Below are 25588 nucleotides of genomic sequence, written 5' to 3'. Positions count from 1 at the left end.
ACATGTTCAAATTTCTGAATTCAAAATATCGTCATATTCTTTCGCGTCACAATCTGCCTTACGCGAAGACGCTGACTGCCGGTATGCCAAAGAACAGCGTGACATCTGTGGTGATCCCTTCCACGGGCGCTGACTATATTGAAGAAGCCTGTTTGTGCGCCGAGTTTGCCGACAAATTTGCCACTGAGTTGCAGGAAATCGTCATTGTTACCGATCAGGACGCCAGCCAGTTTAGAACGCTGCCAGAGAAAGTCCGTATTGTGACGCTCAGTCCTGAAACAAAATCCGGCGACTATCGCTATAAGCAAATTTACCTGAGCCGGTTGATCAAACTGATGGCGCCCTTGCAGGCCAGAACTGACGGTATTTTGATGATCGATTCAGATTTGAATCTCCTGAAAATGCCGGAAATTCAGCTGCATGAAAATCACATTTATTCGAGTTTCCGTCAGGGCAAAATGATCGCAAAACTCGACGGTTGCGATCCGGCCAGCATTCCGGCTTATTACAAAGACAGCGTGCGACCTTACATCGTTGACCACGTTAACGGGGCATTCTTGGCGGCAACGCGCAAAACCTGGGAACGCCTGTGCCCGCTGTGGATTATGTTTTTCCGCGATACCTGGAATATTCTGCCTGATAACCAGCCACCCACGGATCAACTGCCGCTTGCTGCCATGCTCGATACGCTGGACATCCAAAGCGTCAATTTAGGCGACTGGATGAACTGGCCGGTGTCGAAGAAAATTGGTGGCACGCCGTCAGTCATTCCAAAAGAAGTGATTGGCGCGCACGGGGGTTTCCCGCTGTCTGAATGGCAGAAATATCTGGCCTCGCCGGATAATGAGTTGCTGTTTAAAGGGCAGGATTACACCCGCAAAGTGCGCTACCTCACCGATGCTGAGAAGCAAGCGGCAGATCCCACGCTGTAGAATGTATTGTGGTACGAAAATAAAAGGCCCGCTGATTTTGCGGGCCTTTGTCATTGAAGCGTTGAGTTACCAGTCGAGAATGACTTTACCTGAGTGCCCGGAACGCATGGCATCGAAGCCTTTCTGGAAGTCATCAATGGGGAAATGATGGGTAATCAGCGGTGTCAGATCTAAACCAGACTGGATCAGCGCCGCCATTTTGTACCAGGTTTCGAACATCTCACGCCCGTAAATCCCTTTGATAAACAGACCTTTGAAGATCACCTGATTCCAGTCGATCGCCATTTCGGTCGAAGGAATGCCCAGCATCGCAATCCGGCCGCCGTGATTCATCGCGCTGAGCATGCTGCGAAATGCAGCCGGCGCACCGGACATTTCCAGACCGACGTCAAACCCTTCCGTCATTCCCAGCTCTTCCATCACTTCAGGCAGGCTTTGCTGGCTGACATTCACCGCACGGGTGACGCCCATTTTTCGCGCCAGCTCCAGCCGGTATTCGTTCATATCCGTGATGACCACGTGGCGCGCACCGACGTGCTTGCAGATGGCCGCCGCCATGATACCGATCGGCCCGGCACCACTGATCAGTACATCTTCACCCACCAGATCAAACGACAGTGCGGTATGCACCGCATTACCCAGCGGGTCGAAAATAGCGGCCAGATCATCAGAAATGTTGTCCGGGATTTTAAAAGCATTGAACGCGGGCAACACCAGATATTCAGCAAACGCACCAGGACGGTTAACGCCGACGCCCTGAGCATTTCGGCACAAATGCGTGCGGCCACCGCGGCAATTGCGGCAATGCCCGCAGGTGATATGCCCTTCGCCGGAAACACGGTCGCCGAGACTAAAGCCTTTAACTTCCTGCCCGATCCCGACCACTTCACCGACGTACTCATGGCCGACCACCATCGGCACCGGAATGGTTTTTTGTGACCATGCATCCCAGTTGTAGATATGCACATCGGTGCCACAGATCGCCGTTTTGCGGATTTTAATCAGCAAATCGTTATGGCCCATTTCCGGCACCGGCGCATCGGTCATCCAGATGCCTTCTTCACGTTTCAGTTTCGCTAACGCTTTCATGGACATTCCTCAGGCGATCACGCCAAGTTTTTTACCGATACGGATGAAAGCGTCAACGGCCTGTTCGATCTGTTCAGTCGTATGGGCGGCTGACATTTGGGTGCGGATCCGCGCCTGCCCCTGAGGCACAACCGGGTAGAAGAACCCGGTGACATAAATTCCTTCCTGCTGAAGTTGGGCAGCAAAATCCTGCGCCAGCCGTGCCTCGCCCAGCATCACCGGAATGATGGCGTGGTCGGCACCTGCCAGGGTAAACCCCGCCGCCGTCATTTTTTTGCGGAACAGTTTGGAATTGGAGAGCAGCTTCTCGCGCAGCTCACTGCCGGCTTCGAGCATGGATAACACTTTTAGCGAGGCAGCAACGATTGAAGGTGCCAGCGAATTCGAGAACAGATAAGGTCGCGAGCGCTGGCGCAGCCAGTCGATGACCTCCTGTCGTGCGGCGGTATATCCACCCGATGCCCCACCCAGCGCTTTGCCGAGCGTACCGGTGATAATATCAACGCGGCCCATCACATCGCAGTATTCATGCGTTCCGCGCCCTTCTGCACCGACAAAACCGACGGCATGAGAATCATCGACCATCACCAGCGCATCAAAACGCTCCGCCAGATCGCACACGCCTTTCAGGTTGGCGATCACCCCATCCATCGAAAATACACCGTCGGTCGCGACCAGAATATGGCGCGCACCGTCGTCTTTTGCCTGCTGTAAACGGGCTTCCAGCTCGGCCATATTGTTGTTGGTGTAACGATAGCGTTTGGCTTTGCATAACCGTACACCGTCAATAATGGAGGCATGGTTGAGTGCGTCCGAAATAATCGCGTCTTCTTCTCCCAGGAGGGTTTCGAACAGGCCGCCGTTTGCATCGAAACAGGAGGAATAGAGAATGGCATCGTCCATACCCAGAAAATCTGCCAGACGATGTTCGAGCTCTTTATGGGTATCTTGTGTGCCGCAAATAAAACGCACCGAAGCCATGCCGAAACCGTGGCTGTCAAGACCGGCCTTGGCGGCCCGGATTAATTCAGGATGGTTCGCCAGCCCGAGATAGTTATTGGCGCAAAAATTAATGACCGGCTTTCCGCCCGCGACCGAAACTTCGGGCTGCTGCGGACTGGTCAGAATACGCTCTTCTTTAAACAGCCCTTCAACCCGCGCCTGATCGAGCTGATCTTCCAACTGGCGATAAAACGAAACAGACATACAGTATTCTCCTGAAATGACTCATTCACGGAATACATTACTAATCTGCATATGAAATAACGATGAAAACGCTCACAAAATCTTCATTTTGCAGCATACTTCACGCCTTACGCTCTGAAACATAAGAATGCGTGATATCGGACACCTTCCCAATGTGAGCTTGATAATGAAGTGTTATGATATTGCCAACTGTATAAATCACGCATGGTGCGTGATTTTAAAATGATTAAAGGTGAGTCCCATGATAATCGTCACTGGCGGCGCTGGTTTTATCGGCAGCAATATTATTAAATCGCTCAATGATATGGGATACCGCGATATTTTAGTGGTCGATAACCTGAAAGACGGTACCAAGTTCGTCAATCTGGTTGATCTGGATATTGCGGATTACTGCGACAAAGAAGACTTCATTGCCAGCATCGTCGCGGGTGATGATCTGGGTGATATCGACGCGATCTTCCATGAAGGCGCCTGCTCTTCCACCACCGAGTGGGACGGCAAATACATGATGGATAACAACTATCAGTATTCGAAAGATATTCTGCACTTCTGTCTGGACCGGAGCATTCCCTTCCTTTATGCCTCTTCCGCCGCCACTTACGGCAGCCAGAGCACCAGCTTTGTGGAAGAGCGTCAGTACGAGCAACCGCTGAACGTTTACGGCTACTCCAAATTCCTGTTTGACCAGTATGTTCGCGAAATTCTGCCGCATGCTGAATCGCAAATCTGTGGTTTCCGTTACTTCAACGTGTATGGCCCGCGTGAAGGCCATAAAGGCAGCATGGCCAGCGTTGCGTTCCATCTGAACAACCAAATCAAGGCCGGTGAGAATCCAAAATTATTCTCCGGCAGCGAAGGCTTCAAACGCGATTTCATCTATGTCGGTGACGTGGCCGCGGTAAACCTGTGGTTCTGGCAGAACGGCGTCTCCGGTATTTTCAACTGCGGTACTGGCCGTTCAGAATCTTTCCAGGCCGTGGCGGATGCCGTGGTGGCTTACCACAAGTCGGGCGATATCGAATACATCCCGTTCCCGGAAAAACTGAAAGGTCGTTATCAGTCCTTCACTCAGGCTGATATGACGGCTCTGCGTAAAGCAGGCTACGACAAACCGTTTAAAACGGTTGCCGAAGGTGTGACGGAATACATGAGCTGGCTCAACCGCACAGTCTAAGAACCGCACATTGAGGAATGGATTAACGGTATGAAAATACTGGTAATTGGGCCGTCATGGGTCGGTGACATGATGATGTCACAAAGTCTTTACCGCACCCTGAAACTGGCGCACCCGGATGCACAAATTGACGTGATGGCACCTTCATGGTGCCGTCCGCTGCTCGACAGGATGCCAGAAGTGAATCGGGCATTGTCGATGCCGTTGGGTCATGGCGCTCTGGAACTGGGTGAGCGCCGCCGTCTGGGCCTTTCTCTGCGCAAAGAACAGTATCAACGCGCATACGTTTTACCCAACTCGTTTAAATCGGCGCTGGTTCCCTTTTTTGCGCGCATTCCTCAACGTACAGGCTGGCGCGGTGAAATGCGCTATGGCCTGCTGAATGACGTCCGCGTTCTGGATAAAGCAGCCTTTCCGCTGATGGTGCAGCGCTATGCCGCGCTGGCTTACGATGCTCCGCGCATTAAAACAGCCGCCGATCTTCCGCAGCCCATTTTGTGGCCGAAATTGCAGGTTAGCGAAGCTGAAATCGCCGCCGTCACCACCTCGTTCAATGTCGATAACGCCCGCCCGCTGATTGGATTCTGTCCAGGCGCGGAGTTTGGCCCGGCAAAACGCTGGCCGCATTATCATTATGCCGCGCTGGCGGAAAAGTTGATCCACGAAGGCAATCAGGTGGTGTTGTTTGGCTCGGCCAAAGACCACCCTGCCGGAGAACAAATCCGCCTTGCTCTGCCTGAGAGTGCGCAGCCTTTCTGCCTCAATCTCGCAGGAAAAACGTCTCTGGATCAAGCCGTTGTCATGATTTCTGCCTGTCACGCCGTGGTCAGTAATGACTCCGGTCTGATGCACGTCGCGGCTGCGCTGGATAAACCGCTGGTGGCGCTCTACGGGCCAAGCAGCCCTGATTTCACGCCGCCTCTCAGCCATCAGGCAAAAGTTATCCGTTTGATCACCGGCTATCATAAAGTCCGTAAAGGCGATGCTGAAGAAGGTTATCACCAGAGCCTGATTGATATTCAACCAGAGCAGGTTTATCAGGAATTAAACCAGTTACTGTGCACAAGGAAGGAGCAGTAATGCGGGTTCTCATCGTCAAAACCTCGTCAATGGGCGACGTATTGCACACGCTTCCTGCGTTAACGGATGCCATGAGGGCTATTCCGGGGATCCGCTTTGACTGGGTCGTGGAAGAGGGATTTGCACAGATCCCTGGCTGGCACCCTGCCGTAGACCGGGTGATCCCGGTCGCCATAAGACGCTGGCGTAAAAACTGGTTCGGATCTGAAACCCGTCAGCAGCGCTGTGATTTCAAACGTGAAGTGCAGTCTCAGACCTATGACGCCGTGATAGACGCACAGGGCTTGATGAAAAGCGCGGCATTGGTCACGCGTGTCGCTAAAGGCGAAAAACACGGTCAGGACTGCAAAAGTGCCCGTGAACCTTTTGCCAGCTGGTTCTACAACCATCGCCATGAAATCGATAAAAAACAGCATGCGGTAGAACGTACCCGGGAGCTATTTGCAAAAAGTCTGGGCTATGAAAAACCTGCGACTCAAGGTGATTACGCCATTGCAGCACGATTCCTGTCACACCTTCCCGCCGATGCGCACGAGTATTTGGTGTTTCTCCATGCAACAACCCGCGCGGACAAACACTGGCCAGAATCCCACTGGCGTAAACTGATTGAACTGCTGAGCGCGCAACACATCCGCATCAAGCTTCCCTGGGGAGCAGAGCACGAATATCAAAGAGCGTTACGTCTGGCTGAAGGCTTTCCTGATGTCGAGGTTTTACCAAAACTGAGCCTGGAAAATGTGGCGGAGGTGTTGGCCGGTGCCAAAGCAGTCGTGTCTGTCGATACCGGGTTAAGCCATCTGACGGCTGCACTTGATCGGCCTAATATCACGCTCTACGGACCGACAGATCCGGGATTGATCGGCGGCTACGGGCAGAATCAGTTCATTCTCAAAGCACAGGACAATTCGCTGGAAAACCTGACGGCAGAGCGCGTATTTAAGCAACTGAATGAGATGATCTCCGCGGAAAAGGAAGCGAGCAAAGTATGAGCTACGTGATAATTTTTATCTTGCTGTGGCCATTCAAAATGCTAATGAAACCTTTTCATCGAAGCACTGGCCGCAATCTGGTTATCCAAACCGCCAAGATCGGGGATTTCGTTAATATCACCCCGCTGCTGAAGCATTTAAAAAAATCTGACGTGCTGATCAGTAAAACGGTGTTACCGCTTGCCGCGCACGATACGACGATTGAATCCATTTATCTGATAGAAGATTATAAAAAATCTTTATTCTCCAAGATCCGTCTGGCGTTTCATTTTCTGAATCGCTATGACCGCGTTTTTTTACTCCAGCCAAACAGCGTGAATGCTTTTTATGCCGCCTTCTGCAATGCCAGTTATAAAGCGTTTCTGATTGCCTACACTCGTAAGTGGTACCACGGCATTTTTTATCAGACGGCAGATGTGGTCAGAGTGCACAGAAAAACCGACTTCACTCTTGAAAGCTATCTGAAGCTGGCAGATCCTGTTCTCACCGCTGAAAGTTATAAAAAACATGCCACCTGGCCGCTTTATGTGCCGGAAGAAAACCTTCCTGAACTCGCTATAAAAGAAACGATAAGAATAGGCATCAGCATTTCAGCGGGAAATAAGGCAAAAACTATCCCAACCGACGTCTGGATAAAAATACTCGATTGCCTGAAGGGTCTGCCTTGTCAGTTTTATGTTTTTGGCCCTGAGAACGAACAGCCCTATCTCGACCAGTTGCTGAAAAAACGGAATGACAATAAAAACATCGCCAGCCTGATAGGTAAGCTGAAATTGCATGAAGTGCCGTATGCCATTTCGCAGATGGATGTGTATATCGCCTCCGACTCGGGCAATATTTATATTGCCGATGCCGTCGAGGTCCCGGTGGTGTGTCTCGCGGGCCCTTGTGATTTGGCCGAGCAACATCCAACCTTCGCTGCATTAATTTTATCGCCGGAAGATGACAGCCTTTCGCCGGAATCCTTTATATTCTCTGCACCTTACACGTTCAGACACAGTGCGGAACAACTGTTTTCGCTGAGTGATTCACAGCTAAACCAGATACGTTCTTTTGTCGTCAGTAATACAAGTCAGGAACAGCACCATGCCTAATCAGGAATACCTGAGTTATCTTGAGCAGAAAGAAGAGCTCGTTAACAATTTAGGGTTTTCAGACTTGCCGGTTGTCCATATCGCGTTCGGTATTAATAACGCATATGCGCGCGGCATGGGGATCACTGTGTTTTCGGTTATGGAAAATAATCCTGACTTAGCTTTCCACATCCACGTGTTTGGCAGTTCGCTTGATGAGAAGTCAAAATCATTACTTCTCGAACTGGCCGCAAATCGTCCTTTAGCCATCACCTGCAATGTTTTCAAAGAATCGGCTTTTACCGACTTGCCGCTGATAGGGCGTTACCCACAGGCGATTTATTATCGTTTGTTTATTCCGTATCTGCTTGCTGATGTGACATCAAAATTCATTTATCTCGATGCTGATACATTGTGTGTAGGCAGTTATAAAGAGCTGCATGAAAAAGATATAAGCCGTTACACACTGGCGGCGGTGAACGATACCGAAAGGGCTCGCAATAAACTTTGCCCCCATTTAGGGCTGACCAGCGGGAATTACTTCAACTCTGGATTTTTATATATCAACATCCCGATGTGGATTGAGAAAAAAACGACCGAGAGAATCATTCAGACGCTGGCAATTCATGGCACAGAACTCAGGTTTCCGGATCAGGATGCACTCAATATTGCTCTGGAACATGAGGTATTACTCCTGCCTAAAAAATATAACCTGGTGTGCGATATCATCCTGAACAAAGTCGGTAAAAAAACACCGGTGCCTGAAGATGCAATCCTGATTCATTACACAGGTAAATGTAAACCATGGCATCGCTGGGGTATGGGCGAATTAGCCAGTCTCTATGATCAGTACTATGCGAAATCGCCATGGCATGCCGTTCCGCATGATATGCCTGTCTCTTACAAAGAGATGAAGCGTTATGCGCAGGCGCTTTGGCATGAACATCAATATGTGAAAAGCTTAAGTTGGATGTTTAAATACATGAACACTAAAATCTTCAGGAAGCACTCTTCATGATCAGGAACTGGCTATCGGCGATTAAGCAGTCATCAGTTGATGATAAGCTTGCTGCTGTGTTCTTCTTATTTACGGCAATATCTGTTTCGTTTTTCATGTATTCCGGTGAAGTGACGCGTAACTTCTTTTATATCATTACTTACATCGCCATCATTTACTTCCTGTACATCACATTTAAAAAAGAAAAGAAAATCCATTTCTATATTTTCGCCTGGGCCGTGTTTATTTTAGGTGTCAGTAAATTACTTTGGGTTGCGTTAACCACCAATGAACAGTATCCGTTAATTGCCTACCATTATCAGATCAGTGGTAAACGCCTGATACTCGCCGCCTTTGTTCTGTACGCCATTGAGCACAATGTGAAAAAGTGGAAAATTTCCACGTTAACGATGCGCACCGGTGTCACCATCATGACGGTGCTTTTCATTATTATCGCCGTTACCCATATCGCGGTTTACCTGAAAACAGGCGATCGGATAAAAATTAACTCTGATGCCTCCACATCAGGAGCCTATACCTTCACCATTTTCTCATTACTGGTCATGTACAGTCTGAAGTATTATGCACTTAAGCATTACAGACTACCGTGCCTGATTATTATGACGATGACTTTTGGTGTTCTTGCTGCAACAGAAACCCGCTCAGCCATCATGCTGTTCACCTTATTCAGCGCAGTGAGTATTCTTTATGACTTCGCAAAGAGTTCGCATACTTCGAAAATAATTTACGGCTTTGCGATTGGCAGTTTAATTTTAGCTGCGGTGATTTCAGGTCACCCTTATTATAATCGTGTGGTAGAGCGTATCGATAATCTCCAGCACGAAGTGAATTCTTACAGTCAGGGGGATCGTAATACTTCCGTTGGTGCCCGTTTTTCAATGTGGCGTGCCGGCATAGAGGTATTTAAACAGCATCCGCTGGGCCAGTCGGCTGACAGCCGTAACGCGCTGGCGACCCAATATATTGATCAACATGAAGGTGGCAATCCGGAGGCAATCCGTAATTTATCCTTCCACCTCCACAATGACATTCTCGACAGCCTTTCCCTGCAGGGGATTTTTGGCGGCATTATCATGGTGATGTTCTTCGCGGTGTTGCTGCTTTATCCCTTTAAGCTGGTGCCAAAAGGTTACGAATTTTTACTGCTCTCCGTTCCGGTGATTTTCTTCAGTCAGGGCGATACTCAGTTCTACAACCGTGAATCGCCGTACTTTATTGTACTGGTGTTCGGTTACCTGCTGATGCTGAGAATGTGTGACCGCTCTTCGTCAGTAAAACAGTGATTTTTACGGGGAAGTGAACCACACTGATTCCCCGTTTATTGCCATTATTATCAGTGGAAATTGTGGAAATGAACCCGACAACGATGCCCGAAGACATCAGGCTTAGCGCGATCATCCCCTTGTACAATGCGGGGGAGATGTTCAGAAACTTTATGGATTCGCTCGTCGCGCAGACCCTTACCAGCCTGGAAATCATCATTGTGAACGATGGGTCAACGGATGGCTCAGATCTGGTCGCTCAGGAGTACGCGGAAAAATATTCACATATCAGGGTGATCAGTCAGCCTAACGGAGGGGTTTCCCTCGCACGTAACACCGGGCTCGCTGCCGCCAAAGGCCGCTATGTCACCTTTCCCGACGCAGATGACATTCTTAATCCTGATATGTATCAGACGCTGATCGACATGTGTGAACAGGATGATTTGGACGTCGCGCAGTGTAATGGCGAGCGTTATTTCGTCGGAACGAAAAAAGTAAAACCGATCATTCCTGCCGATCGATTATCCTCGACGCCTGTGTTGGATGGCGCCACCTGGCTCAAAACGGCACTGGCAACCAATCGCTATTTGCATGTGGTTTGGCTCGGAGTATATCGGCTGGCATTGATTAAAAAGCATCAGCTCTATTTTGAACCCGGTTTACATCATCAGGATATTCCCTGGACGACTGAGTTTATGTTTAACGCGCAACGCGTGCGGTACACGCAGACAGTGCTGTATCGTTATTATATTCATGGTTTGTCCATCAGTAATCAGAAACGCACCGGAATGAAAAATGTTGAATATCAGAGACATTATCTGAAGATTGCTAAAATGCTGGATGACCTGAACCGGCGTTATAAAGACCGGGTAAAAATCTATGCCGAATTTCCGCGCCAGGTCACACGTGAAGCCTTAACGGTATGCCACTCTGTGCGTCGTGAACCCGATCCGGCAGCGCAAAAGGCCATGATTGAGGATATTTATACCAGCGGAACGCGCCAGATTATGCTGCGCAATGCGCGTGGAATTAAGCAATGGTGGCAATTATTGTTGTGGCTGAAACGCCTCCACACGCTGCGTAAACGTCTCGCCTGAAATGTTTCAGAAAGGGATGATTCTTTTACGTCTGTAACTCCGTTATAACTCATTCATAAACGAAGTTATTTATCTTTCTATATCAGCCAGATAAATAGCTTCACAGCATCCTGTTCTTCACCTAGAATCAACTCACTATCTTCTAAATCAGATAATAGAATGCCTAACACTGAAGCCAAATATGCAGCGTTCACCCCCAGAAGAATTCTGCTGGTCAAACTCCGTCATCACGGAGATATGGTACTGACAACGCCGGTGATAAACAGGCTTCACCAGCATTATCCTGATGCTGAAATTGACGTGCTTTTGTATAAAGAAACACGGCCTATTCTGAGTGAACATCCTGCCATTTCAACGATTCATGTCATTGACAGAACATGGAAAAAACAAGGTATTCGGCATCAGCTGAAGCAGGAGTTTCTGTTACTTAAAGCGGTACGTTCCCGTCATTATGACCTGGTCATTAACCTCGCCGATCAGTGGCGCAGTTCACTGCTTTCGATGCTTTCAGGCGCGAAGGTCAGGCTGGGATTTGACTATAAAAAACGTCGCTCATTTATCTGGCGTGCCGGTCATACCGATTTAGTGACAACGGAAAACCACGGCAAATTGCATACCGTTGAGCAAAATATGTCGATCCTCACCGCGCTTGGCCTTTCTGTCGAAAATGCCCAAACGTCGATGCATTATTCAGAAAGTGACAAAGCATTTTGCCAGCAGCTGCTGGAAACAAATCAGGTGAGTGGCGAATACATTGTGATTCAGCCAACCTCCCGCTGGATTTTCAAATGCTGGGATGACGACAAATTTGCCAGCGTAATCGACGGTCTGAGTGATACCGGCATGACTATCGTCATGACATCCGGCCCCGATAAAAAAGAGCTGCAGATGGTGAGCAAGATCCAGGACCTGACGCATAACCCTCAGGTTATTTCCGTCGCCGGCCAGTTATCGCTGACACAACTTGCCGCCATGATTGACGGCGCGAAACTGTTTATTGGGGTGGATTCGGCGCCAATGCATATGGCCGCTGCACTCAATACACCTTGTGTCGCTTTGTTCGGGCCAACGAAAATGCAGCACTGGCGTCCATGGGGCAACCATAACACCACGATTTGGGCGGGCGATTACGCGCCGCTGCCCACCCCTGACTCTATCGATACGAAAACCCAGCAGCGATATCTGCATGCTATCCCGGTCAGCGACGTGCTGGATGCCGCCCGGAGCTATCTGCATGGTTGATTTGAAAACTATCCGGCTGGCGATCGTCAGACAAAAATACCGCCCGGATGGTGGCGCGGAGCGTTTCATCTCCCGTGCCCTTGAAGCGCTGGACGATCAAAACATCGAGCTCAATATCATCACCCGCCAGTGGGAAGGCAAACCTAATCTGAAATGGAAAATTCATCTGTGCAATCCGGCCAAACACAGCCGGGTGTCACGGGAGAAAGGCTTCGCAGCGGCCGCGCAAACATGCTGGAAAGCGGCTCAGTTTGATATTGTTCAAAGCCATGAACGTATACCGGGTTGCGATATTTTCCGCGCAGGCGATGGTGCGCACCGCGTCTGGCTTGAACAGCGCGCGCGCATTATTTCTCCCGCCCAGCGTCTGCTGACACGCCTCAGTCCGTATCATCGCTATGTGCTCCACGCCGAAGAAGCGATGTTTCATTCGGCGGAATTGAAAAAAATCATCTGCAATTCAGAGATGGTAAAACGTGACATCATGCGTTGCTACGGCGTTGATGCGTCACGTTTTAGCGTTATTTATAACGCCATTGATGCAGAAAAATTTATGCCTGCGACAGATGAACAACGTCGTGAATCGCGGGCGAAGATGGCGATCCCGGAACAGGCTGTAGCGCTGATTTATGTGGGCTCAGGCTTCGAGCGCAAAGGGCTCAAACCGGCTATTCAGGCCATTGCCTCCAGCGACCGCTATCTCATCGTCGTCGGTCAGGATAAGGCGCAGAAGAAATATGAATCTCTTGCGCGTCAGTTAGGGTGTTTTGAGCGAATTCGGTTTATGGGCGTTCAAAATAATGTGCTGCCCTATTACCACGCGGCCGATGGCATGATCCTGCCAACACTGTATGACCCGTTTCCTAACGTAATCCTTGAAGCGATGGCCTGTGGTCTGCCGGTAATCACCAGCCAGACCTGCGGCGGCGCGGAGTTCATCACCGAAGGGCAAGAGGGTTTTGTTTGTGATGCTTTGGATATCGCAAAACTGGCCGAATTTGTAAAAAGAATCCCTTCCCGCCTGGAAAATGCTCAGATGAGCCATGCGGCAAGAGAACGCATATTGCCTTATTCTCCAAAAAACCTTTCACAACAGCTGGTGGCGCTGTATCACTCGCTGCTTATCTGATGACGTTTACGCAGGCATGATGAGTCGATAGCACTTATCTGATACCATGTGCCTATCTAACCGCCGGGATTATGCTCACTCTATGAAATTGACTTTCCCTAACGCAATGCCTCCTAAAAAATGAATATTTTTTACAATATAATCATATATTTGATTCAGCCATTAATTTGGATCCGTTTACTGTTACGCAGCCGTAAATCACCGGCCTACCGTAAACGTTGGGCTGAACGTTATGGCTTTTGCAAAGGTAAAGTCGTACCTGGCGGCATCATGCTGCATTCTGTCTCGGTGGGCGAAACTCTCGCTGCGATCCCTTTGGTTCGCGCTTTGCGCCATCGCTATCCTTCATTGCCGATCACCGTCACCACCATGACCCCGACAGGCTCTGAACGCGTTCAGTCCGCCTTTGGCAAAGGTGTGCATCACGTCTATTTACCTTACGATCTGGCAGGATCGGTCAACCGATTCCTCGATGAAGTGAACCCGAAGCTGGTCATCATCATGGAAACCGAATTGTGGCCAAACCTCATCAGCGCGCTGCACCGCCGTAAAATCCCTCTGGTCATTGCCAATGCCCGACTTTCCGCGCGGTCTGCGAAGGGCTATCAAAAACTCGGCAAATTCATTCGTACTATTTTGCAACGCATCACACTGATTGCTGCGCAAAATCAGGAGGATGGCGAACGCTTTCTCTCGCTGGGGTTGAAACGCAATCAGCTCGCCGTCACCGGCAGCCTGAAATTTGATATTTCGGTCACTCCGGAACTGGCTGCCAAAGCCATCGCACTGCGCAGCCAGTGGGCATCGCGGCGTCAGGTGTGGATTGCCACCAGCACGCATGAAGGTGAAGAAACGCTGCTGCTGGAAGCGCATAAAGAACTACTGAAAAATCATCCGACGCTGCTGTTAATTCTGGTACCGCGCCATCCGGAACGTTTCCCGGTTGCCTGTGAACTCACCCGTAAAGCCGGTCTGACATTCACCCAGCGCAGCACCGGCGAAGTGCCGTCCTCAGGCACGCAGGTGGTGATTGGCGATACCATGGGCGAATTAATGTTGCTGTACGGCATCGCCGACCTGGCCTTTGTCGGCGGCAGCCTGGTGGAGCGCGGCGGGCATAATCCGCTGGAAGCCGCCGCACACGCAATTCCGGTTCTGATGGGGCCGCACACCATAAACTTCAAAGACATTTGCGCCAAACTGGCTCAGGACGATGGCCTGATCACCGTGACGGATACCGCATCGCTGGTGAAAGAGATTTCCACGCTGCTGACGGACGAAGATTATCGACTGTACTACGGGCGTCACGCCGTTGAAGTTCTGCACCAGAACCAGGGTGCGCTGCAACGACTGCTGCATTTACTGGAGCCTTATCTGCCTGTCCGGGGTCATTAATGGCTGACAAAAAGCGCTTATCTGTTGTACTGATTGCACGCAATGAAGCCGGTTTATTGCGGGAATGTCTCGAATCGGTGGCCTGGGCTGATGAGATTGTTCTGCTCGATTCCGGCAGTGAAGATGAAACAGTAGAGGTCGCGCGCAGTTTCGGCGCTCTGGTTTTCCGGAACGCACAGTGGCCGGGTTTTGGTAAACAGCGTCAGCTGGCACAAAGCCATGCCACCGGCGATTACATTTTGATGATCGATGCTGATGAGCGGGTATCTCCCGAACTTCGTCAGTCGATTGAAAATGCTCTCAAGGATCCACAGGAAAACACCGTTTACAGTCTCGGACGCAGCAATTTATTCCTCGGGAAATTTATGCGTCACAGCGGCTGGTATCCGGATCGCGTGAACCGTCTTTATCCGGCACATTTTCGTTATAACGATGATTTAGTTCATGAATCCCTTGAAACTGACGGGGCACGCGTCCTCCCGCTTCAGGGTGATCTGCTGCATCTGACATGCCGCGATTTCTTTGCCTTTCAGCGTAAACAGCTCGGCTATGCGCAAGCATGGGCTACCCAGCGTCATCAGCAAGGACGTCGCTGCAGTTTCTTCTCCGTAATATCCCATACGCTGGGCGCATTCGTGAAAACCTGGATCCTGCGCGCGGGTTTTCTGGATGGAAAGCAGGGTTTGATTCTGGCGGGCGTCAATGCCCAGTATACTTTCAATAAATATGCCGCCTTGTGGGCATTCAGCCAACCTCTGCAGAAGTGAGCCAGCATGACCACTAAAGCAATTTATCCCGGTACTTTTGACCCGATGACTAACGGGCATCTCGATATTGTCACCCGCGCGGCACTGATGTTCGATCACGTGATTCTGGCCATTGCCGCCAGCCCGGGCAAAAAACCCATGTTTACGCTCGATGAACGCGTTGCACTGGCAACCCAGGTCACCTCGCATCTGAATAATGTCGAAGTGATTGGATTTAGCGATTTGATGGCGAATTTTGCCAAAGCACAGGGGGCGAACGTGCTGGTACGTGGATTACGCGCGGTATCAGATTTTGAATATGAGATGCAACTCGCCAATATGAACCGGCACTTACTGCCGACGCTGGAAAGCGTGTTCATGATGCCATCGAAAGAATGGTCGTTTATCTCCTCCTCTCTGGTGAAGGAAGTGGCACGCCACGGTGGCGACATCACGCCTTTCCTGCCGCAAGAGGTCACTCAGGCACTGATGGAAAAAATCAGCGCCTGAAACCCGATCCTACCGCTGACAGCGCGGGCAGAAAAATGTGGTGCGTTGAGCATGTTTTTTACTCTCGATCAGCGTGCCACACACCCGGCAGGGTTCCCCCGCGCGGCCATAGACCTGGAGCTCCTGCGCGAAATACCCCGGCTTTCCATCAGACTGTAAAAAGTCTTTCAGCGTTGTTCCTCCCTGCTCAATTGAACGTAACAGAACAGCTTTGATTGTGCTGACCAGCAACGCCGTTTCTTCCCGCTTCAAAGAGTGCGCGGGTCTGTCCGGTGAGATGCCTGCAACAAAAAGGGATTCGCTGGCATAAATATTCCCGACACCGACCACCAGTTTGTTATCCATCAGCCAGGGCTTGATCGGCGATTTCCTGGTGCGTGATTTTTCAAACAGATAATCAGCGGTGAAATCCTCACTCAGCGGTTCCGGGCCAAGGTGGGCTAAAACGTTACTGCCAGCCAGATCGGCTGACCATAGCCATGCGCCAAAACGACGGGGATCGGTATAACGCAGCACATGGCCGGTATCCATCACCAGATCGACGTGATCGTGTTTGCCCGGCTCAGTCTCTTCCGGCAACACCCGTAAACTGCCAGACATTCCCAGATGAATGATGATCCAGCCCGTGTTGAGCTCAACCAGCAGGTATTTTGCGCGACGTTGAACGCTGAGAACGGGCTGATCGCTTAATGCCAAAATTTCCGCAGAGACGGGCCAGCGTAATCGCGCATTACGCACCACGGCGTGCATAATCGTGTGGCCTTTAAGATAGGGCTCAATCCCCCGGCGGCTGGTTTCAACTTCAGGTAATTCAGGCATATCCTCTCCCGTAACAGAATCGAAATCAGAGTGTGTCGCAGACATCCGTCTCAGGCAAACAAAAGACGCCCGGAACCCGGACCTCAAATTTCAGGCAATAAAAAACCCGGCCGGAGCCGGGTTTTATTAATCCACTAAAATTATTTAATTTTAGCTTCTTTGTAGATCACGTGTTGACGGACAACTGGATCGAATTTCTTCAGTTCCAATTTTTCCGGCTTAGTACGCTTGTTCTTCGTAGTGGTATAGAAGTGACCAGTACCAGCAGAAGAAACCAGCTTGATCTTCTCGCGAACACCTTTAGCCATGATTCAGTTCCTTAATACTTCTCACCGCGGGTACGCAGATCGGCCAAGACCGTCTCAATACCCTTCTTATCAATAACACGCATACCTTTAGCAGATACGCGCAGAGTTACAAAGCGCTTCTCAGCCTCAACCCAAAAACGGTGTGAGTGCAGGTTTGGCAGAAAACGGCGTTTGGTCGCGTTCATTGCGTGGGAACGGTTGTTACCGCTCACCGGGCGCTTGCCAGTAACTTGGCAGACTCGGGACATGTCTATATCTCCAAAAATCAAATCAGCTCGAGCTTCGTATAGGGTATGGCCGCCTCGTCAGGCTTTTAGAGCCCATCTCAGCAAACTCCACTGAGAACCGACTCACTGTCGTCGGGTAAAAACCATTTCATCAGGTATGAAACCTGCTGAGATAGGCTCTTAACGCCAAACCCAAGATTCTCAAAGGTGGCGTAGTATACGCTCTGTAGCGTAAGTGCTCAAGTCCCGAACAGCTAAAGATCCCAAAGGATCTTTAAAAAACGACGCTAAATCCAACCGCGTTCGGCAAAAGACACCGTTTCTCCGTGACCTACAACCAAATGGTCGAGAACACGAATTTCCAGCAGTTGGCACGCACGAATAATTTGTTCAGTCACTTTTCTGTCCATCAGACTGGGTTCAGCCCGACCGGACGGATGATTATGCGCCAGAATTAACGCTGCCGCATTAACCTTCATCGCACCGCGAACAATTTCGCGGGGATACACTTCTACGTGCCCAATAGTACCAGCAAACATCTCCTCATGGCGAATAACCCGATGCTGGTTGTCGAGAAAAAGTACCAGAAAGACCTCTCTTTCACGAAAAACCAGCAAATTCTGCAGATACTCCCGAATAACCGACGGGCTGAGCATGGCATTTTCCGCACTGAGGTGGCGCAGATAGGCACGGCGGGATAACTCAGACACCGCAACAAGCTGGGCATATTTCGCCACGCCCATGCCTTTAATACGTGACATCGCGTTAAAATCCGCCATCAGTAACTGATGGAGTGAGCCAAATTCATCGAGCAGATTTTTAGCCAGCTCCATCACATGCTGTCCGCGCGATCCGATGCGCAAATAAATCGCCAGCAGTTCCTGATCTGTCAGCCCTTTGGCACCCTGCTCTAATAACTTTTCCCGTGGTTTCACCGTATCCGGCCAGCCGTTGTGCGATTTCGTCATCCTGACTCCTTTTTCGCGGCGATTGTGCCACAGCCCCGACCAACAGGCTTTTCGGCGTCTTCAGCTTGCGAGGCATCGCGCAGAAATCTTATTCAACCTCGTTCGGGCGTCGCCAATAGCTGTCATCATTGTGCGTTATGCTAAAATGTCGCTTCTTCAGGCTTTCAATCAATCGGACAATGATGATGACGGGACTTTCCGGCAAACATATTGTGCTCGGTATCAGCGGTGGTATCGCTGCCTATAAAGCACCAGAACTGGTACGTCGCTTACGCGAGCGTGGCGCGGAAGTACGCGTAGTGATGACAGATGCGGCTAAATCTTTTGTGACACCACTGAGCCTGCAGGCGGTTTCCGGCTATCCGGTGTCTGATGACCTGCTTGATCCGGCAGCCGAAGCGGCGATGGGTCACATCGAATTAGGTAAATGGGCTGATTTAGTGCTGATCGCGCCCGCTACGGCCGATTTACTGGCACGCATGGCCGCCGGTATGGCTAATGACCTGCTGACCACGGTTTGCCTGGCAACCGCGGCACCCATTGCAGTGCTTCCGGCGATGAATCAGCAGATGTATCGCGCGACCGTCACGCAGGAGAATCTGCAACGGCTTGCAGCAAGAGGCACCTTGTTATGGGGCCCTGACAGCGGAAGCCAGGCCTGTGGTGATATTGGCCCGGGACGAATGCTCGATCCCCTGGTCATTGTCGATATGGCAATCAACCATTTCTCCGTACGTCAGGATCTGGCGCATCTGAACATTATGGTGACGGCAGGCCCGACGCGTGAAGCGCTGGATCCGGTTCGCTTCATCAGTAATCACAGTTCAGGAAAAATGGGTTTTGCGATTGCGAAAGCCGCCGCCAATCGCGGTGCGAAAGTCACACTTATCGCCGGCCCGGTGACGCAACCGACACCCGCGAATGTCCGGCGTATAGATGTGGAAAGCGCACTGGAGATGCAACACGCTGTTCAGCTTTCTGCCAGTTCACAGCATATTTTTATCTCCTGTGCCGCGGTTGCAGACTACCGTGCTGAACTGATTGCTGATGAGAAAATCAAAAAGCAAGGCGATGAAATCACAGTCAAAATGATTAAAAACCCTGACATTGTTGCCGGCGTGGCGGCGATGACAGAAAACCGGCCGTATGTCGTGGGGTTTGCCGCCGAAACCCAGAATGTGGAAGAATACGCGCGGCAAAAAAGGATCCGTAAGAATCTGGATCTGATTTGCGCCAACGATGTTTCACTTGCCGGGCAAGGTTTTAATACCGATAGCAATGCCCTGCATCTTTTTTGGCAGGACGGGGATAAAATCTTACCGCTTAGCGATAAATCCCTGCTTGGCCAACGTTTATTAGAAGAGATTGTCAGCCGTTATGATGAAAAAAATCGACATTAAAATTCTCGACCCGCGCATCGGTTCGACTTTCCCTTTACCGGCTTACGCTACGCCAGGGTCTGCAGGTCTGGATTTACGCGCCTGTCTGGATGCTTCTGTTGAACTCAACCCCGGCGAAACCACGCTGCTGCCAACCGGTCTGGCAATCCACATTGGTGATGCAAACCTGGCAGCGATGATCCTGCCGCGCTCTGGTTTGGGGCATAAACATGGCGTGGTACTGGGCAATTTAGTGGGTCTGATTGACTCCGATTATCAGGGACAGTTGATGGTTTCCGTCTGGAACCGTGGGCAAACAACGTTCGTGATTGAACCGGGCGAACGAATCGCTCAAATGGTCTTTGTGCCTGTGGTTCAGGCTGAATTCAATCTGGTGGAAGATTTCAACGCCAGTGAACGCGGTGAAGGTGGTTTTGGCCACTCCGGCCGTCAATAAGAACCTGTTCAGCACCGCAGATTTTGACGCGATATTGAACAGATCCTTATCACTATCAGACCGTAACAACACCAAGGGAACGAAAAAAGCCGCAGGATCATAGCGATTCATGCGGCAGTTGTGCGGTTTCTCCATGATTTTAGCCGTTTTTTAGCAAGGGTCTATTCAGACATGGCAGAGAAAGAAACGACAAAAAGGAACCGGCGCGAAGAGATTTTGCAGGCGTTAGCGCAAATGCTTCAGTCCAGTGATGGCAGCCAGCGGATCACGACCGCAAAACTCGCTGCCAGCGTAGGTGTTTCGGAAGCAGCTCTTTATCGTCATTTTCCCAGTAAAACGCGGATGTTTGACAGCTTAATCGAGTTTATTGAAGACAGCCTGATCTCGCGTATCAATCTCATCTTGCAGGATGAAAAGGATACATTGAACCGGATCCGTCTGATTTTGCTGCTGGTTCTGGGTTTTGCAGAACGCAATCCGGGCCTGACACGCATCATGACCGGACATGCTTTGATGTTTGAACAGGACCGCCTGCAGGGCCGCATCAATCAGCTCTTTGAGCGAATTGAAGCCCAGTTGCGTCAGGTACTGCGGGAAAAGAAAATGCGTGAAGGCAGCGGGTTTACCTATGATGAAACGCTGCTCGCCAGCCAGTTGCTGGCTTACTGTGAAGGGATGTTATCGCGGTTTGTGCGCTCAGAGTTTAAGTACCGTCCCACTCAGGATTTTGATACGCGCTGGCCGCTCATCTCGGCTCAGTTGCAATAACGTCGCGTCGAAATAATGTGTCAGATGTTAAAAAGGGCCTTTCGGCCCTTTTTCATTTTTGGCGAATCTTAAACGCCGTACGTCTGCTGATATGCACGCACAGCCGCCAGATGGTCAGCCATTTCGGTTTTTTCTTCCAGATAGTCGATGAGATCTGCCAGCGTAATAATAGAAATCACTTTGCAATGGTAGTCGCGTTCAACTTCCTGAATGGCAGAGATATCAGCGCGTCCGCGTTCCTGACGATCCAGGGAAATCAGAACCCCGGCGAGCGTCGCGTGGTTCGCATTGATGATTTCCATAGACTCACGAATGGCCGTTCCCGCCGTGATCACATCATCAACCAGCATGACGCGCCCTTGCAGCGGGCTGCCTACCAGTAAACCGCCTTCGCCGTGATCTTTGGCTTCTTTACGGTTGAAGCAATAAGGCACATCACGCTCATGATGCTCAGCCAGCGCAACGGCAGTGGTCGTCGCGATCGGGATACCTTTGTAAGCCGGGCCAAACACTAAATCGAAATCAATTTTTGAATCCATCAATGCTTCGGCATAGAAACGTCCCAGTAACGCCAGATCGCGTCCGGTATTAAACAGACCGGCATTGAAGAAGTAAGGGCTGATGCGCCCGGACTTCAGGGTGAATTCGCCGAATTTCAAAACCTGCTTGTTCAGTGCGAACTCAATAAATTGGCGCTGATAGGCTTTCATTGATGGTCTCCTCGTTAATCTCGTATTTCTGACATTGTCAGCCCGCAGGCCATAAAAAAGGCGACTTCTCAGTCGCCTTAAAAAATCATTCCGCCAGTGCCGCTTTCTGCGCCTGGAAGATGGTGTCGATTCCCTCTCGCGCGAGGGCCAGTAAATTGAGTAACTCTTCGTGGCTGAACGGCTCGCCTTCGGCAGTGCCCTGCACTTCGATCATGCGGCCATCTTCCATCATCACCACGTTCATATCGGTTTCAGCAGCGGAGTCCTCTACATACTCAAGGTCACACAGCGCTTCACCCTTAACAATACCGACAGAAACCGCCGCGACCATGCCTTTCATCGGATTGGCTTTAAGTTTACCCGCAGCGACCAGCGCATTCAGCGCATCGGCCAGCGCAACACAAGCACCCGAGATAGACGCGGTACGCGTACCGCCGTCAGCCTGTAAAACATCACAGTCGAGGGTGATGGTGAATTCACCGAGTTTTTTCAAATCCACTGCGGCACGAAGAGAACGTGCGATCAGACGCTGGATTTCGAGAGTACGACCACCCTGCTTGCCTTTAGCGGCTTCACGCGGATTACGGGTATGAGTAGAACGCGGCAGCATCCCGTATTCTGCAGTGATCCAGCCCTGACCCTGGCCTTTCAGAAAACGCGGAACGCCTTCTTCTACCGTTGCGGTACACAGCACTTTAGTTTCACCAAACTCCACCAGCACGGAACCTTCAGCGTGTTTAGTGTAATGGCGGGTCAGTGTTACGGGGCGCACTTGTTGTGCATTTCGGCCTGCTGGACGCATGGGATAGTACTCCGGGTCGCAAATCATGTTTGGCTGCGCATTATACGGACTTCATGAGGTAATGCCTATCATGACCCGTCCACCGAGGCTATAATCCCTCCATCTTTACATTAACAGGTACGCATACATGATTCGTAGTATGACCGCTTATGCACGACGCGAAATTAAGGGTGACTGGGGCAGCGCAGCGTGGGAACTCCGCTCGGTAAACCAACGTTATCTGGAAACTTATATCCGTCTTCCGGAGCAATTCCGCAGCCTGGAGCCGGTCGTTCGCGAACGCATTCGTGCCCGTCTGACCCGTGGTAAAGTCGAATGTAATCTGCGTTTTGACCTCGATCCGGGTGCACAAAGCTCATTGCAGCTGAACGAAAAACTGGCTAAACAGCTGGTAGAAGCCGCGCAGTGGGTAAAAATGCAAAGTGACGAAGGTGAAATTAATCCGCTGGAAGTTCTGCGCTGGCCAGGCGTAATGCTGGCCGAAGAACAAGATCTGGACGCTATCAGCACCGAGTTGCTGCAGGCACTGGAAACCGCTCTGGATGATTTCATCAGCGCCCGTGAAAGCGAAGGTGCCGCTCTGAAAGTGATGATCGAACAGCGTCTTGACGGCGTCAGCGCAGAGGTGCTGAAGGTCCGCGCCCATATGCCTAATATTCTGCAATGGCAGCGTGAGCGTCTGGTCAGCAAGCTGGAAGATGCGCAGGTACAGCTGGAAAACACACGACTGGAGCAAGAGTTAGTGCTGATGGCTCAGCGTGTTGATGTGGCCGAAGAGCTGGACCGGCTTGAAGCGCATGTCAAAGAAACGCATAAAATCATGAAGAAAGAAGAAGCCGTCGGCCGTCGACTTGATTTCATGATGCAGGAATTTAACCGCGAGTCGAACACACTGGCGTCAAAATCAATTAATGCCGATGTCACCACATCAGCCATCGAGCTGAAAGTGCTGATCGAACAGATGCGCGAACAGATTCAGAACATCGAGTAATTTATTTGTACCGATGTAATAAAAACGCCTCAGGTCATCACAACCCGAGGCGTTTTTTTATGTGTCAGCGGTGAGGGGGATTACTTTTCCCAGCGCTTGAGCAGTACGCAGGCATTCACGCCGCCGAAACCAAAACCGTTCGACAAAGCATAGGTAATGCCATGTTTCTGCGCAGTATTACCGATGATATTCAGACCGGCAGCTGCTTCATCTTTGTTTTCCAGATTCAAGGTTGGCGGAACAATCTGGTCACGGATAGCCAGAATCGTGAAGATAGTTTCCAGCCCCCCCGCTGCGCCCAATAAATGACCGGTCGCTGATTTAGTCGAGGTCACGGCCAGTTTACCGTCAGCCCCGAACAGGGTTTTAATCGCGTTGATTTCACCCAGATCGCCGACCGGTGTGGATGTGGCGTGAGCATTCAGATGCTGTACGTCTGAAGGCTGAATACCCGCCTGACGCAACGCAATTTTCATCGCGCGACCTGCGCCATTCCCGTCTTCTGCACCTGAAGTCATGTGATAAGCATCACCGCTGGTGCCGTAACCGACGATCTCAGCCAGGATAGTCGCACCACGGGCTTTCGCGTGTTCCAGCTCTTCGATGACCAACATACCGGCGCCTTCACCCATGATGAAACCATCACGGCCACTGTCGAACGGACGGGATGCTTTCTCAGGATGATCGGTATGACCCGCTGACATCGCTTTCGCGGCAGCAAAACCACCCAGGCTGACGGTATCGATCGCCGCTTCAGCGCCACCGCATAATGCAACATCCGCCTCATCGTTACGAATCAAACGCACTGCATCGCCGATCGCCTGAACGCCTGCCGCACATGCGGTTACCGGAGCACCAATAGGGCCTTTAAACTGATGTTTAATGGAAACCTGACCGGCTGCCAGATTCACAAGGAATGAAGGAATGGTGAACGGAGACAAACGCTTAGCGCCACGACTGTCGTTGGTACGAACAGCATGGGCGATGGCCGGAAATCCGCCGATACCAGAACCGATGACGGTCGCAGTACGTTCCTGCTGCTCAGCGGTTTCAGCTTTCCAGCCCGCATGAGTGATCGCCATTTCGGCCGCGGCCATGGCAAACAGAATGAAGCGGTCCATTTTTTTCTGGTCTTTCGGCACGACAAACAGGTCCGGATCGAAACCAGACTCAGGGTCCTGTTCTTTAGTTTGCACCTGACCGCCGATTTTCACGCTCAGCGTTTCAACAATCTCATCCGGCAATACACGGATACCAGACTGACCGGCCAGCAGGCGCTTCCAGATAGTTTCGATATCACAGCCCAGAGGACTCACAGCCCCCATGCCGGTAATCACTACTCGACGATGAGTCATAAAATGTTCCTTCCTGTCCGTTAATGCATACGTTTTTGCAGGGGTTTTGATTCGTCCGGCAGAAACAGGGTCTTTAAAAGCTGACAGTATGTGACGAATTACGGTTTTGTAAACCCGTAACCCGAAAATTTTGTCTTCGTTATTTCGCCAGGCTTCGTAAAACCAGGCTGGTAATAGCGGTTACGCGTTCTTCCAGCTGCTCGGGGGTTTTCTGTTCCAGCAGCAGCGGATGTGAGAACGGCGTCGTCACGGTAGTGATCGCCATACAGACTTCATCCAGCGGCGTTTTACGCTCAAACTCTCCGGATTCGCGACCGTCCGTGACAATTTTCTCAATGATGCCGTACATCGTAGCGCGATGATTTAACGTCGATTTCCACTGTTGAGCAGAGGCTATCGCAGCAAGATCATGCAGCTTTCTGTCCTGAAAGAAGAGATCAAGACTACGCGTAAGCAGTGTTCTAAACAGGGATCGCAGGCGCAGAGTGGCACTTTGGTCACTTTGTGCAATCAGTAACAGCGCATGATCAATTTGTCCGACACGTTGAGAACAAATCGCTTCGCCAATGGCCTGTTTTGACTCAAAAAATTTATAAATATAAGCACTTGAGACACCGATGGATTTTGCCAGATCGGCCACCGATGTTTTGGCATAACCGTAAAGCCGGAAATGCTCAAATGCTGCATTGATGATCTGCTCACGCCGTTCATGTTCGGCAGGTCCACGCTGAGTTAACGCAACCGGAATATCGGGTTTCATAAACTCCTCCGGATAGGTAAAGCAATTAAACGATGTGTGAGTGGGTAACGATTATACATATTCGTCACTATTTAGCAGAAGATATTTCCTGACAGGTTAAGA

Annotated in this window: 27 protein-coding genes; 17 read left to right on the top strand and 10 right to left on the bottom strand. The window is 50.7% G+C overall.

Translation table 11 applies throughout. The features are described from left to right. Window positions 1-2: 2 nt before the first annotated feature. On the top strand, window positions 3-932 hold the full coding sequence (locus ACQZQY_RS05375) for a hypothetical protein (RefSeq protein ID WP_122097090.1): 930 nt from the start codon (window positions 3-5) through the stop codon (window positions 930-932). A 66-nt stretch (window positions 933-998) separates the two neighbouring features. Here ACQZQY_RS05375 and tdh read toward each other — a convergent pair whose 3' ends face one another. Continuing rightward, a complete protein-coding gene (tdh, locus tag ACQZQY_RS05370) occupies window positions 999-2021 on the bottom strand; it encodes an L-threonine 3-dehydrogenase (protein ID WP_056774507.1) in 1023 nt (340 codons plus the stop codon). A 9-nt stretch (window positions 2022-2030) separates the two neighbouring features. Next, entirely contained in the window at window positions 2031-3227 is a 1197-nt protein-coding gene (kbl, locus tag ACQZQY_RS05365; RefSeq protein ID WP_431296737.1) for a glycine C-acetyltransferase, read from the bottom strand. A 241-nt stretch (window positions 3228-3468) separates the two neighbouring features. On the opposite strand from kbl, the gene rfaD reads away from it, so the two are divergent. The 12 genes from rfaD to coaD all read left to right on the top strand — a co-directional run bounded on the left by rfaD (window position 3469) and on the right by coaD (window position 15942). Further along, window positions 3469-4401 carry an ADP-glyceromanno-heptose 6-epimerase gene (rfaD, locus tag ACQZQY_RS05360; protein ID WP_056774500.1) on the top strand — a complete coding sequence of 311 codons (933 nt, stop codon included), beginning with the start codon at window positions 3469-3471 and terminating at the stop codon, window positions 4399-4401. A gap of 30 nt (window positions 4402-4431) precedes the next feature. Further along, a complete protein-coding gene (gene rfaF, locus ACQZQY_RS05355; protein ID WP_431296736.1) occupies window positions 4432-5481 on the top strand; it encodes an ADP-heptose--LPS heptosyltransferase RfaF in 1050 nt (349 codons plus the stop codon). Further along, window positions 5481-6470, top strand: coding sequence for a lipopolysaccharide heptosyltransferase RfaC (rfaC, locus tag ACQZQY_RS05350; protein WP_122097092.1), 990 nt, complete (start codon window positions 5481-5483; stop codon window positions 6468-6470). The genes rfaF and rfaC overlap by 1 nt, the downstream gene beginning before the upstream one ends. Further along, the gene (locus ACQZQY_RS05345) at window positions 6467-7564 is read left to right on the top strand and encodes a glycosyltransferase family 9 protein (protein ID WP_431296735.1); all 1098 of its coding nucleotides are present in this window, start codon (window positions 6467-6469) and stop codon (window positions 7562-7564) included. Before rfaC ends, ACQZQY_RS05345 begins: the two co-directional genes overlap by 4 nt. After that, entirely contained in the window at window positions 7557-8561 is a 1005-nt protein-coding gene (locus ACQZQY_RS05340) for a glycosyltransferase family 8 protein (RefSeq protein ID WP_431296734.1), read from the top strand. Before ACQZQY_RS05345 ends, ACQZQY_RS05340 begins: the two co-directional genes overlap by 8 nt. Next, window positions 8558-9844: an O-antigen ligase family protein gene (locus ACQZQY_RS05335; protein ID WP_431296733.1), complete on the top strand. Its 1287-nt coding sequence runs from the start codon at window positions 8558-8560 to the stop codon at window positions 9842-9844. The genes ACQZQY_RS05340 and ACQZQY_RS05335 overlap by 4 nt, the downstream gene beginning before the upstream one ends. A gap of 68 nt (window positions 9845-9912) precedes the next feature. Next, a complete protein-coding gene (locus tag ACQZQY_RS05330; protein WP_431297155.1) occupies window positions 9913-10920 on the top strand; it encodes a glycosyltransferase in 1008 nt (335 codons plus the stop codon). 159 nt (window positions 10921-11079) lie between these two features. Beyond that, window positions 11080-12162, top strand: coding sequence for a putative lipopolysaccharide heptosyltransferase III (gene rfaQ, locus ACQZQY_RS05325; RefSeq protein WP_122097097.1), 1083 nt, complete (start codon window positions 11080-11082; stop codon window positions 12160-12162). Between the two features lies 1 nt (window position 12163). Then, window positions 12164-13291, top strand: a complete 1128-nt coding sequence (locus tag ACQZQY_RS05320) for a glycosyltransferase family 4 protein (protein WP_431297154.1) — start codon at window positions 12164-12166, stop codon at window positions 13289-13291. A gap of 120 nt (window positions 13292-13411) precedes the next feature. Continuing rightward, window positions 13412-14686 (top strand): lipid IV(A) 3-deoxy-D-manno-octulosonic acid transferase, encoded by a 1275-nt coding sequence (gene waaA / locus ACQZQY_RS05315; RefSeq protein WP_056774466.1) that lies wholly within the window; start codon window positions 13412-13414, stop codon window positions 14684-14686. Next, window positions 14686-15453 (top strand): glycosyltransferase family 2 protein, encoded by a 768-nt coding sequence (locus tag ACQZQY_RS05310; protein ID WP_431296732.1) that lies wholly within the window; start codon window positions 14686-14688, stop codon window positions 15451-15453. Before waaA ends, ACQZQY_RS05310 begins: the two co-directional genes overlap by 1 nt. A 6-nt stretch (window positions 15454-15459) precedes the next feature. Further along, on the top strand, window positions 15460-15942 hold the full coding sequence (coaD, locus tag ACQZQY_RS05305) for a pantetheine-phosphate adenylyltransferase (protein WP_136376048.1): 483 nt from the start codon (window positions 15460-15462) through the stop codon (window positions 15940-15942). Window positions 15943-15951: 9 nt separating this feature from the next. Here coaD and mutM read toward each other — a convergent pair whose 3' ends face one another. From mutM to radC, 4 genes are all read right to left on the bottom strand, one after another. Beyond that, complete coding sequence (gene mutM / locus ACQZQY_RS05300) at window positions 15952-16761, bottom strand: bifunctional DNA-formamidopyrimidine glycosylase/DNA-(apurinic or apyrimidinic site) lyase (protein ID WP_056774454.1); 810 nt, start codon at window positions 16759-16761, stop codon at window positions 15952-15954. Window positions 16762-16901: 140 nt separating this feature from the next. Further along, entirely contained in the window at window positions 16902-17069 is a 168-nt protein-coding gene (gene rpmG / locus ACQZQY_RS05295) for a 50S ribosomal protein L33 (RefSeq protein WP_004392084.1), read from the bottom strand. Between the two features lie 11 nt (window positions 17070-17080). Next, window positions 17081-17317: a 50S ribosomal protein L28 gene (gene rpmB, locus ACQZQY_RS05290; protein WP_004953342.1), complete on the bottom strand. Its 237-nt coding sequence runs from the start codon at window positions 17315-17317 to the stop codon at window positions 17081-17083. A gap of 266 nt (window positions 17318-17583) precedes the next feature. Continuing rightward, window positions 17584-18264, bottom strand: coding sequence for a RadC family protein (gene radC / locus ACQZQY_RS05285; protein ID WP_056774448.1), 681 nt, complete (start codon window positions 18262-18264; stop codon window positions 17584-17586). A gap of 182 nt (window positions 18265-18446) precedes the next feature. On the opposite strand from radC, the gene coaBC reads away from it, so the two are divergent. The 3 genes from coaBC to slmA all read left to right on the top strand — a co-directional run bounded on the left by coaBC (window position 18447) and on the right by slmA (window position 20868). Next, complete coding sequence (gene coaBC, locus ACQZQY_RS05280; protein WP_183850517.1) at window positions 18447-19664, top strand: bifunctional phosphopantothenoylcysteine decarboxylase/phosphopantothenate--cysteine ligase CoaBC; 1218 nt, start codon at window positions 18447-18449, stop codon at window positions 19662-19664. Beyond that, window positions 19642-20100, top strand: coding sequence for a dUTP diphosphatase (gene dut / locus ACQZQY_RS05275; RefSeq protein ID WP_431296731.1), 459 nt, complete (start codon window positions 19642-19644; stop codon window positions 20098-20100). Before coaBC ends, dut begins: the two co-directional genes overlap by 23 nt. Before the next feature lie 171 nt (window positions 20101-20271). Then, window positions 20272-20868, top strand: a complete 597-nt coding sequence (gene slmA, locus ACQZQY_RS05270) for a nucleoid occlusion factor SlmA (protein WP_056774442.1) — start codon at window positions 20272-20274, stop codon at window positions 20866-20868. Window positions 20869-20936: 68 nt separating this feature from the next. Here slmA and pyrE read toward each other — a convergent pair whose 3' ends face one another. After that, window positions 20937-21578, bottom strand: coding sequence for an orotate phosphoribosyltransferase (gene pyrE / locus ACQZQY_RS05265; protein WP_056774439.1), 642 nt, complete (start codon window positions 21576-21578; stop codon window positions 20937-20939). 85 nt (window positions 21579-21663) lie between these two features. Next, window positions 21664-22380, bottom strand: coding sequence for a ribonuclease PH (rph, locus tag ACQZQY_RS05260; RefSeq protein WP_056777524.1), 717 nt, complete (start codon window positions 22378-22380; stop codon window positions 21664-21666). A 127-nt stretch (window positions 22381-22507) separates the two neighbouring features. Between rph and ACQZQY_RS05255 the strand changes: the two genes are divergently transcribed. After that, window positions 22508-23371, top strand: a complete 864-nt coding sequence (locus tag ACQZQY_RS05255) for a YicC/YloC family endoribonuclease (protein WP_122097101.1) — start codon at window positions 22508-22510, stop codon at window positions 23369-23371. An 80-nt stretch (window positions 23372-23451) separates the two neighbouring features. Here ACQZQY_RS05255 and fabF read toward each other — a convergent pair whose 3' ends face one another. Further along, on the bottom strand, window positions 23452-24726 hold the full coding sequence (gene fabF / locus ACQZQY_RS05250; RefSeq protein WP_431296730.1) for a beta-ketoacyl-ACP synthase II: 1275 nt from the start codon (window positions 24724-24726) through the stop codon (window positions 23452-23454). A 139-nt stretch (window positions 24727-24865) separates the two neighbouring features. Beyond that, on the bottom strand, window positions 24866-25486 hold the full coding sequence (locus tag ACQZQY_RS05245) for a TetR/AcrR family transcriptional regulator (protein WP_431296729.1): 621 nt from the start codon (window positions 25484-25486) through the stop codon (window positions 24866-24868). Window positions 25487-25588 lie beyond the last annotated feature (102 nt).

The organism is Rahnella sp. PAMC25559 (genome assembly GCF_050632365.1).
GTDB lineage: Bacteria > Pseudomonadota > Gammaproteobacteria > Enterobacterales > Enterobacteriaceae > Rahnella > Rahnella rivi.
The sequence above is the reverse complement of the archived record's forward strand: the minus strand, read 5'-3'. Positions and strand labels throughout refer to the sequence as shown.

Coding starts and splice junctions, on each gene's coding strand:
- ACQZQY_RS05375 (WP_122097090.1), top strand. CDS start 3: ATGTTCAAATTTCTGAATTCAAAATATCGTCATATTCTTTCGCGTCAC.
- tdh (WP_056774507.1), bottom strand. CDS start 2,021: ATGAAAGCGTTAGCGAAACTGAAACGTGAAGAAGGCATCTGGATGACC.
- kbl (WP_431296737.1), bottom strand. CDS start 3,227: ATGTCTGTTTCGTTTTATCGCCAGTTGGAAGATCAGCTCGATCAGGCG.
- rfaD (WP_056774500.1), top strand. CDS start 3,469: ATGATAATCGTCACTGGCGGCGCTGGTTTTATCGGCAGCAATATTATT.
- rfaF (WP_431296736.1), top strand. CDS start 4,432: ATGAAAATACTGGTAATTGGGCCGTCATGGGTCGGTGACATGATGATG.
- rfaC (WP_122097092.1), top strand. CDS start 5,481: ATGCGGGTTCTCATCGTCAAAACCTCGTCAATGGGCGACGTATTGCAC.
- ACQZQY_RS05345 (WP_431296735.1), top strand. CDS start 6,467: ATGAGCTACGTGATAATTTTTATCTTGCTGTGGCCATTCAAAATGCTA.
- ACQZQY_RS05340 (WP_431296734.1), top strand. CDS start 7,557: ATGCCTAATCAGGAATACCTGAGTTATCTTGAGCAGAAAGAAGAGCTC.
- ACQZQY_RS05335 (WP_431296733.1), top strand. CDS start 8,558: ATGATCAGGAACTGGCTATCGGCGATTAAGCAGTCATCAGTTGATGAT.
- ACQZQY_RS05330 (WP_431297155.1), top strand. CDS start 9,913: ATGAACCCGACAACGATGCCCGAAGACATCAGGCTTAGCGCGATCATC.
- rfaQ (WP_122097097.1), top strand. CDS start 11,080: ATGCCTAACACTGAAGCCAAATATGCAGCGTTCACCCCCAGAAGAATT.
- waaA (WP_056774466.1), top strand. CDS start 13,412: ATGAATATTTTTTACAATATAATCATATATTTGATTCAGCCATTAATT.
- ACQZQY_RS05310 (WP_431296732.1), top strand. CDS start 14,686: ATGGCTGACAAAAAGCGCTTATCTGTTGTACTGATTGCACGCAATGAA.
- coaD (WP_136376048.1), top strand. CDS start 15,460: ATGACCACTAAAGCAATTTATCCCGGTACTTTTGACCCGATGACTAAC.
- mutM (WP_056774454.1), bottom strand. CDS start 16,761: ATGCCTGAATTACCTGAAGTTGAAACCAGCCGCCGGGGGATTGAGCCC.
- rpmG (WP_004392084.1), bottom strand. CDS start 17,069: ATGGCTAAAGGTGTTCGCGAGAAGATCAAGCTGGTTTCTTCTGCTGGT.
- rpmB (WP_004953342.1), bottom strand. CDS start 17,317: ATGTCCCGAGTCTGCCAAGTTACTGGCAAGCGCCCGGTGAGCGGTAAC.
- radC (WP_056774448.1), bottom strand. CDS start 18,264: ATGACGAAATCGCACAACGGCTGGCCGGATACGGTGAAACCACGGGAA.
- coaBC (WP_183850517.1), top strand. CDS start 18,447: ATGATGACGGGACTTTCCGGCAAACATATTGTGCTCGGTATCAGCGGT.
- dut (WP_431296731.1), top strand. CDS start 19,642: ATGATGAAAAAAATCGACATTAAAATTCTCGACCCGCGCATCGGTTCG.
- slmA (WP_056774442.1), top strand. CDS start 20,272: ATGGCAGAGAAAGAAACGACAAAAAGGAACCGGCGCGAAGAGATTTTG.
- pyrE (WP_056774439.1), bottom strand. CDS start 21,578: ATGAAAGCCTATCAGCGCCAATTTATTGAGTTCGCACTGAACAAGCAG.
- rph (WP_056777524.1), bottom strand. CDS start 22,380: ATGCGTCCAGCAGGCCGAAATGCACAACAAGTGCGCCCCGTAACACTG.
- ACQZQY_RS05255 (WP_122097101.1), top strand. CDS start 22,508: ATGATTCGTAGTATGACCGCTTATGCACGACGCGAAATTAAGGGTGAC.
- fabF (WP_431296730.1), bottom strand. CDS start 24,726: ATGACTCATCGTCGAGTAGTGATTACCGGCATGGGGGCTGTGAGTCCT.
- ACQZQY_RS05245 (WP_431296729.1), bottom strand. CDS start 25,486: ATGAAACCCGATATTCCGGTTGCGTTAACTCAGCGTGGACCTGCCGAA.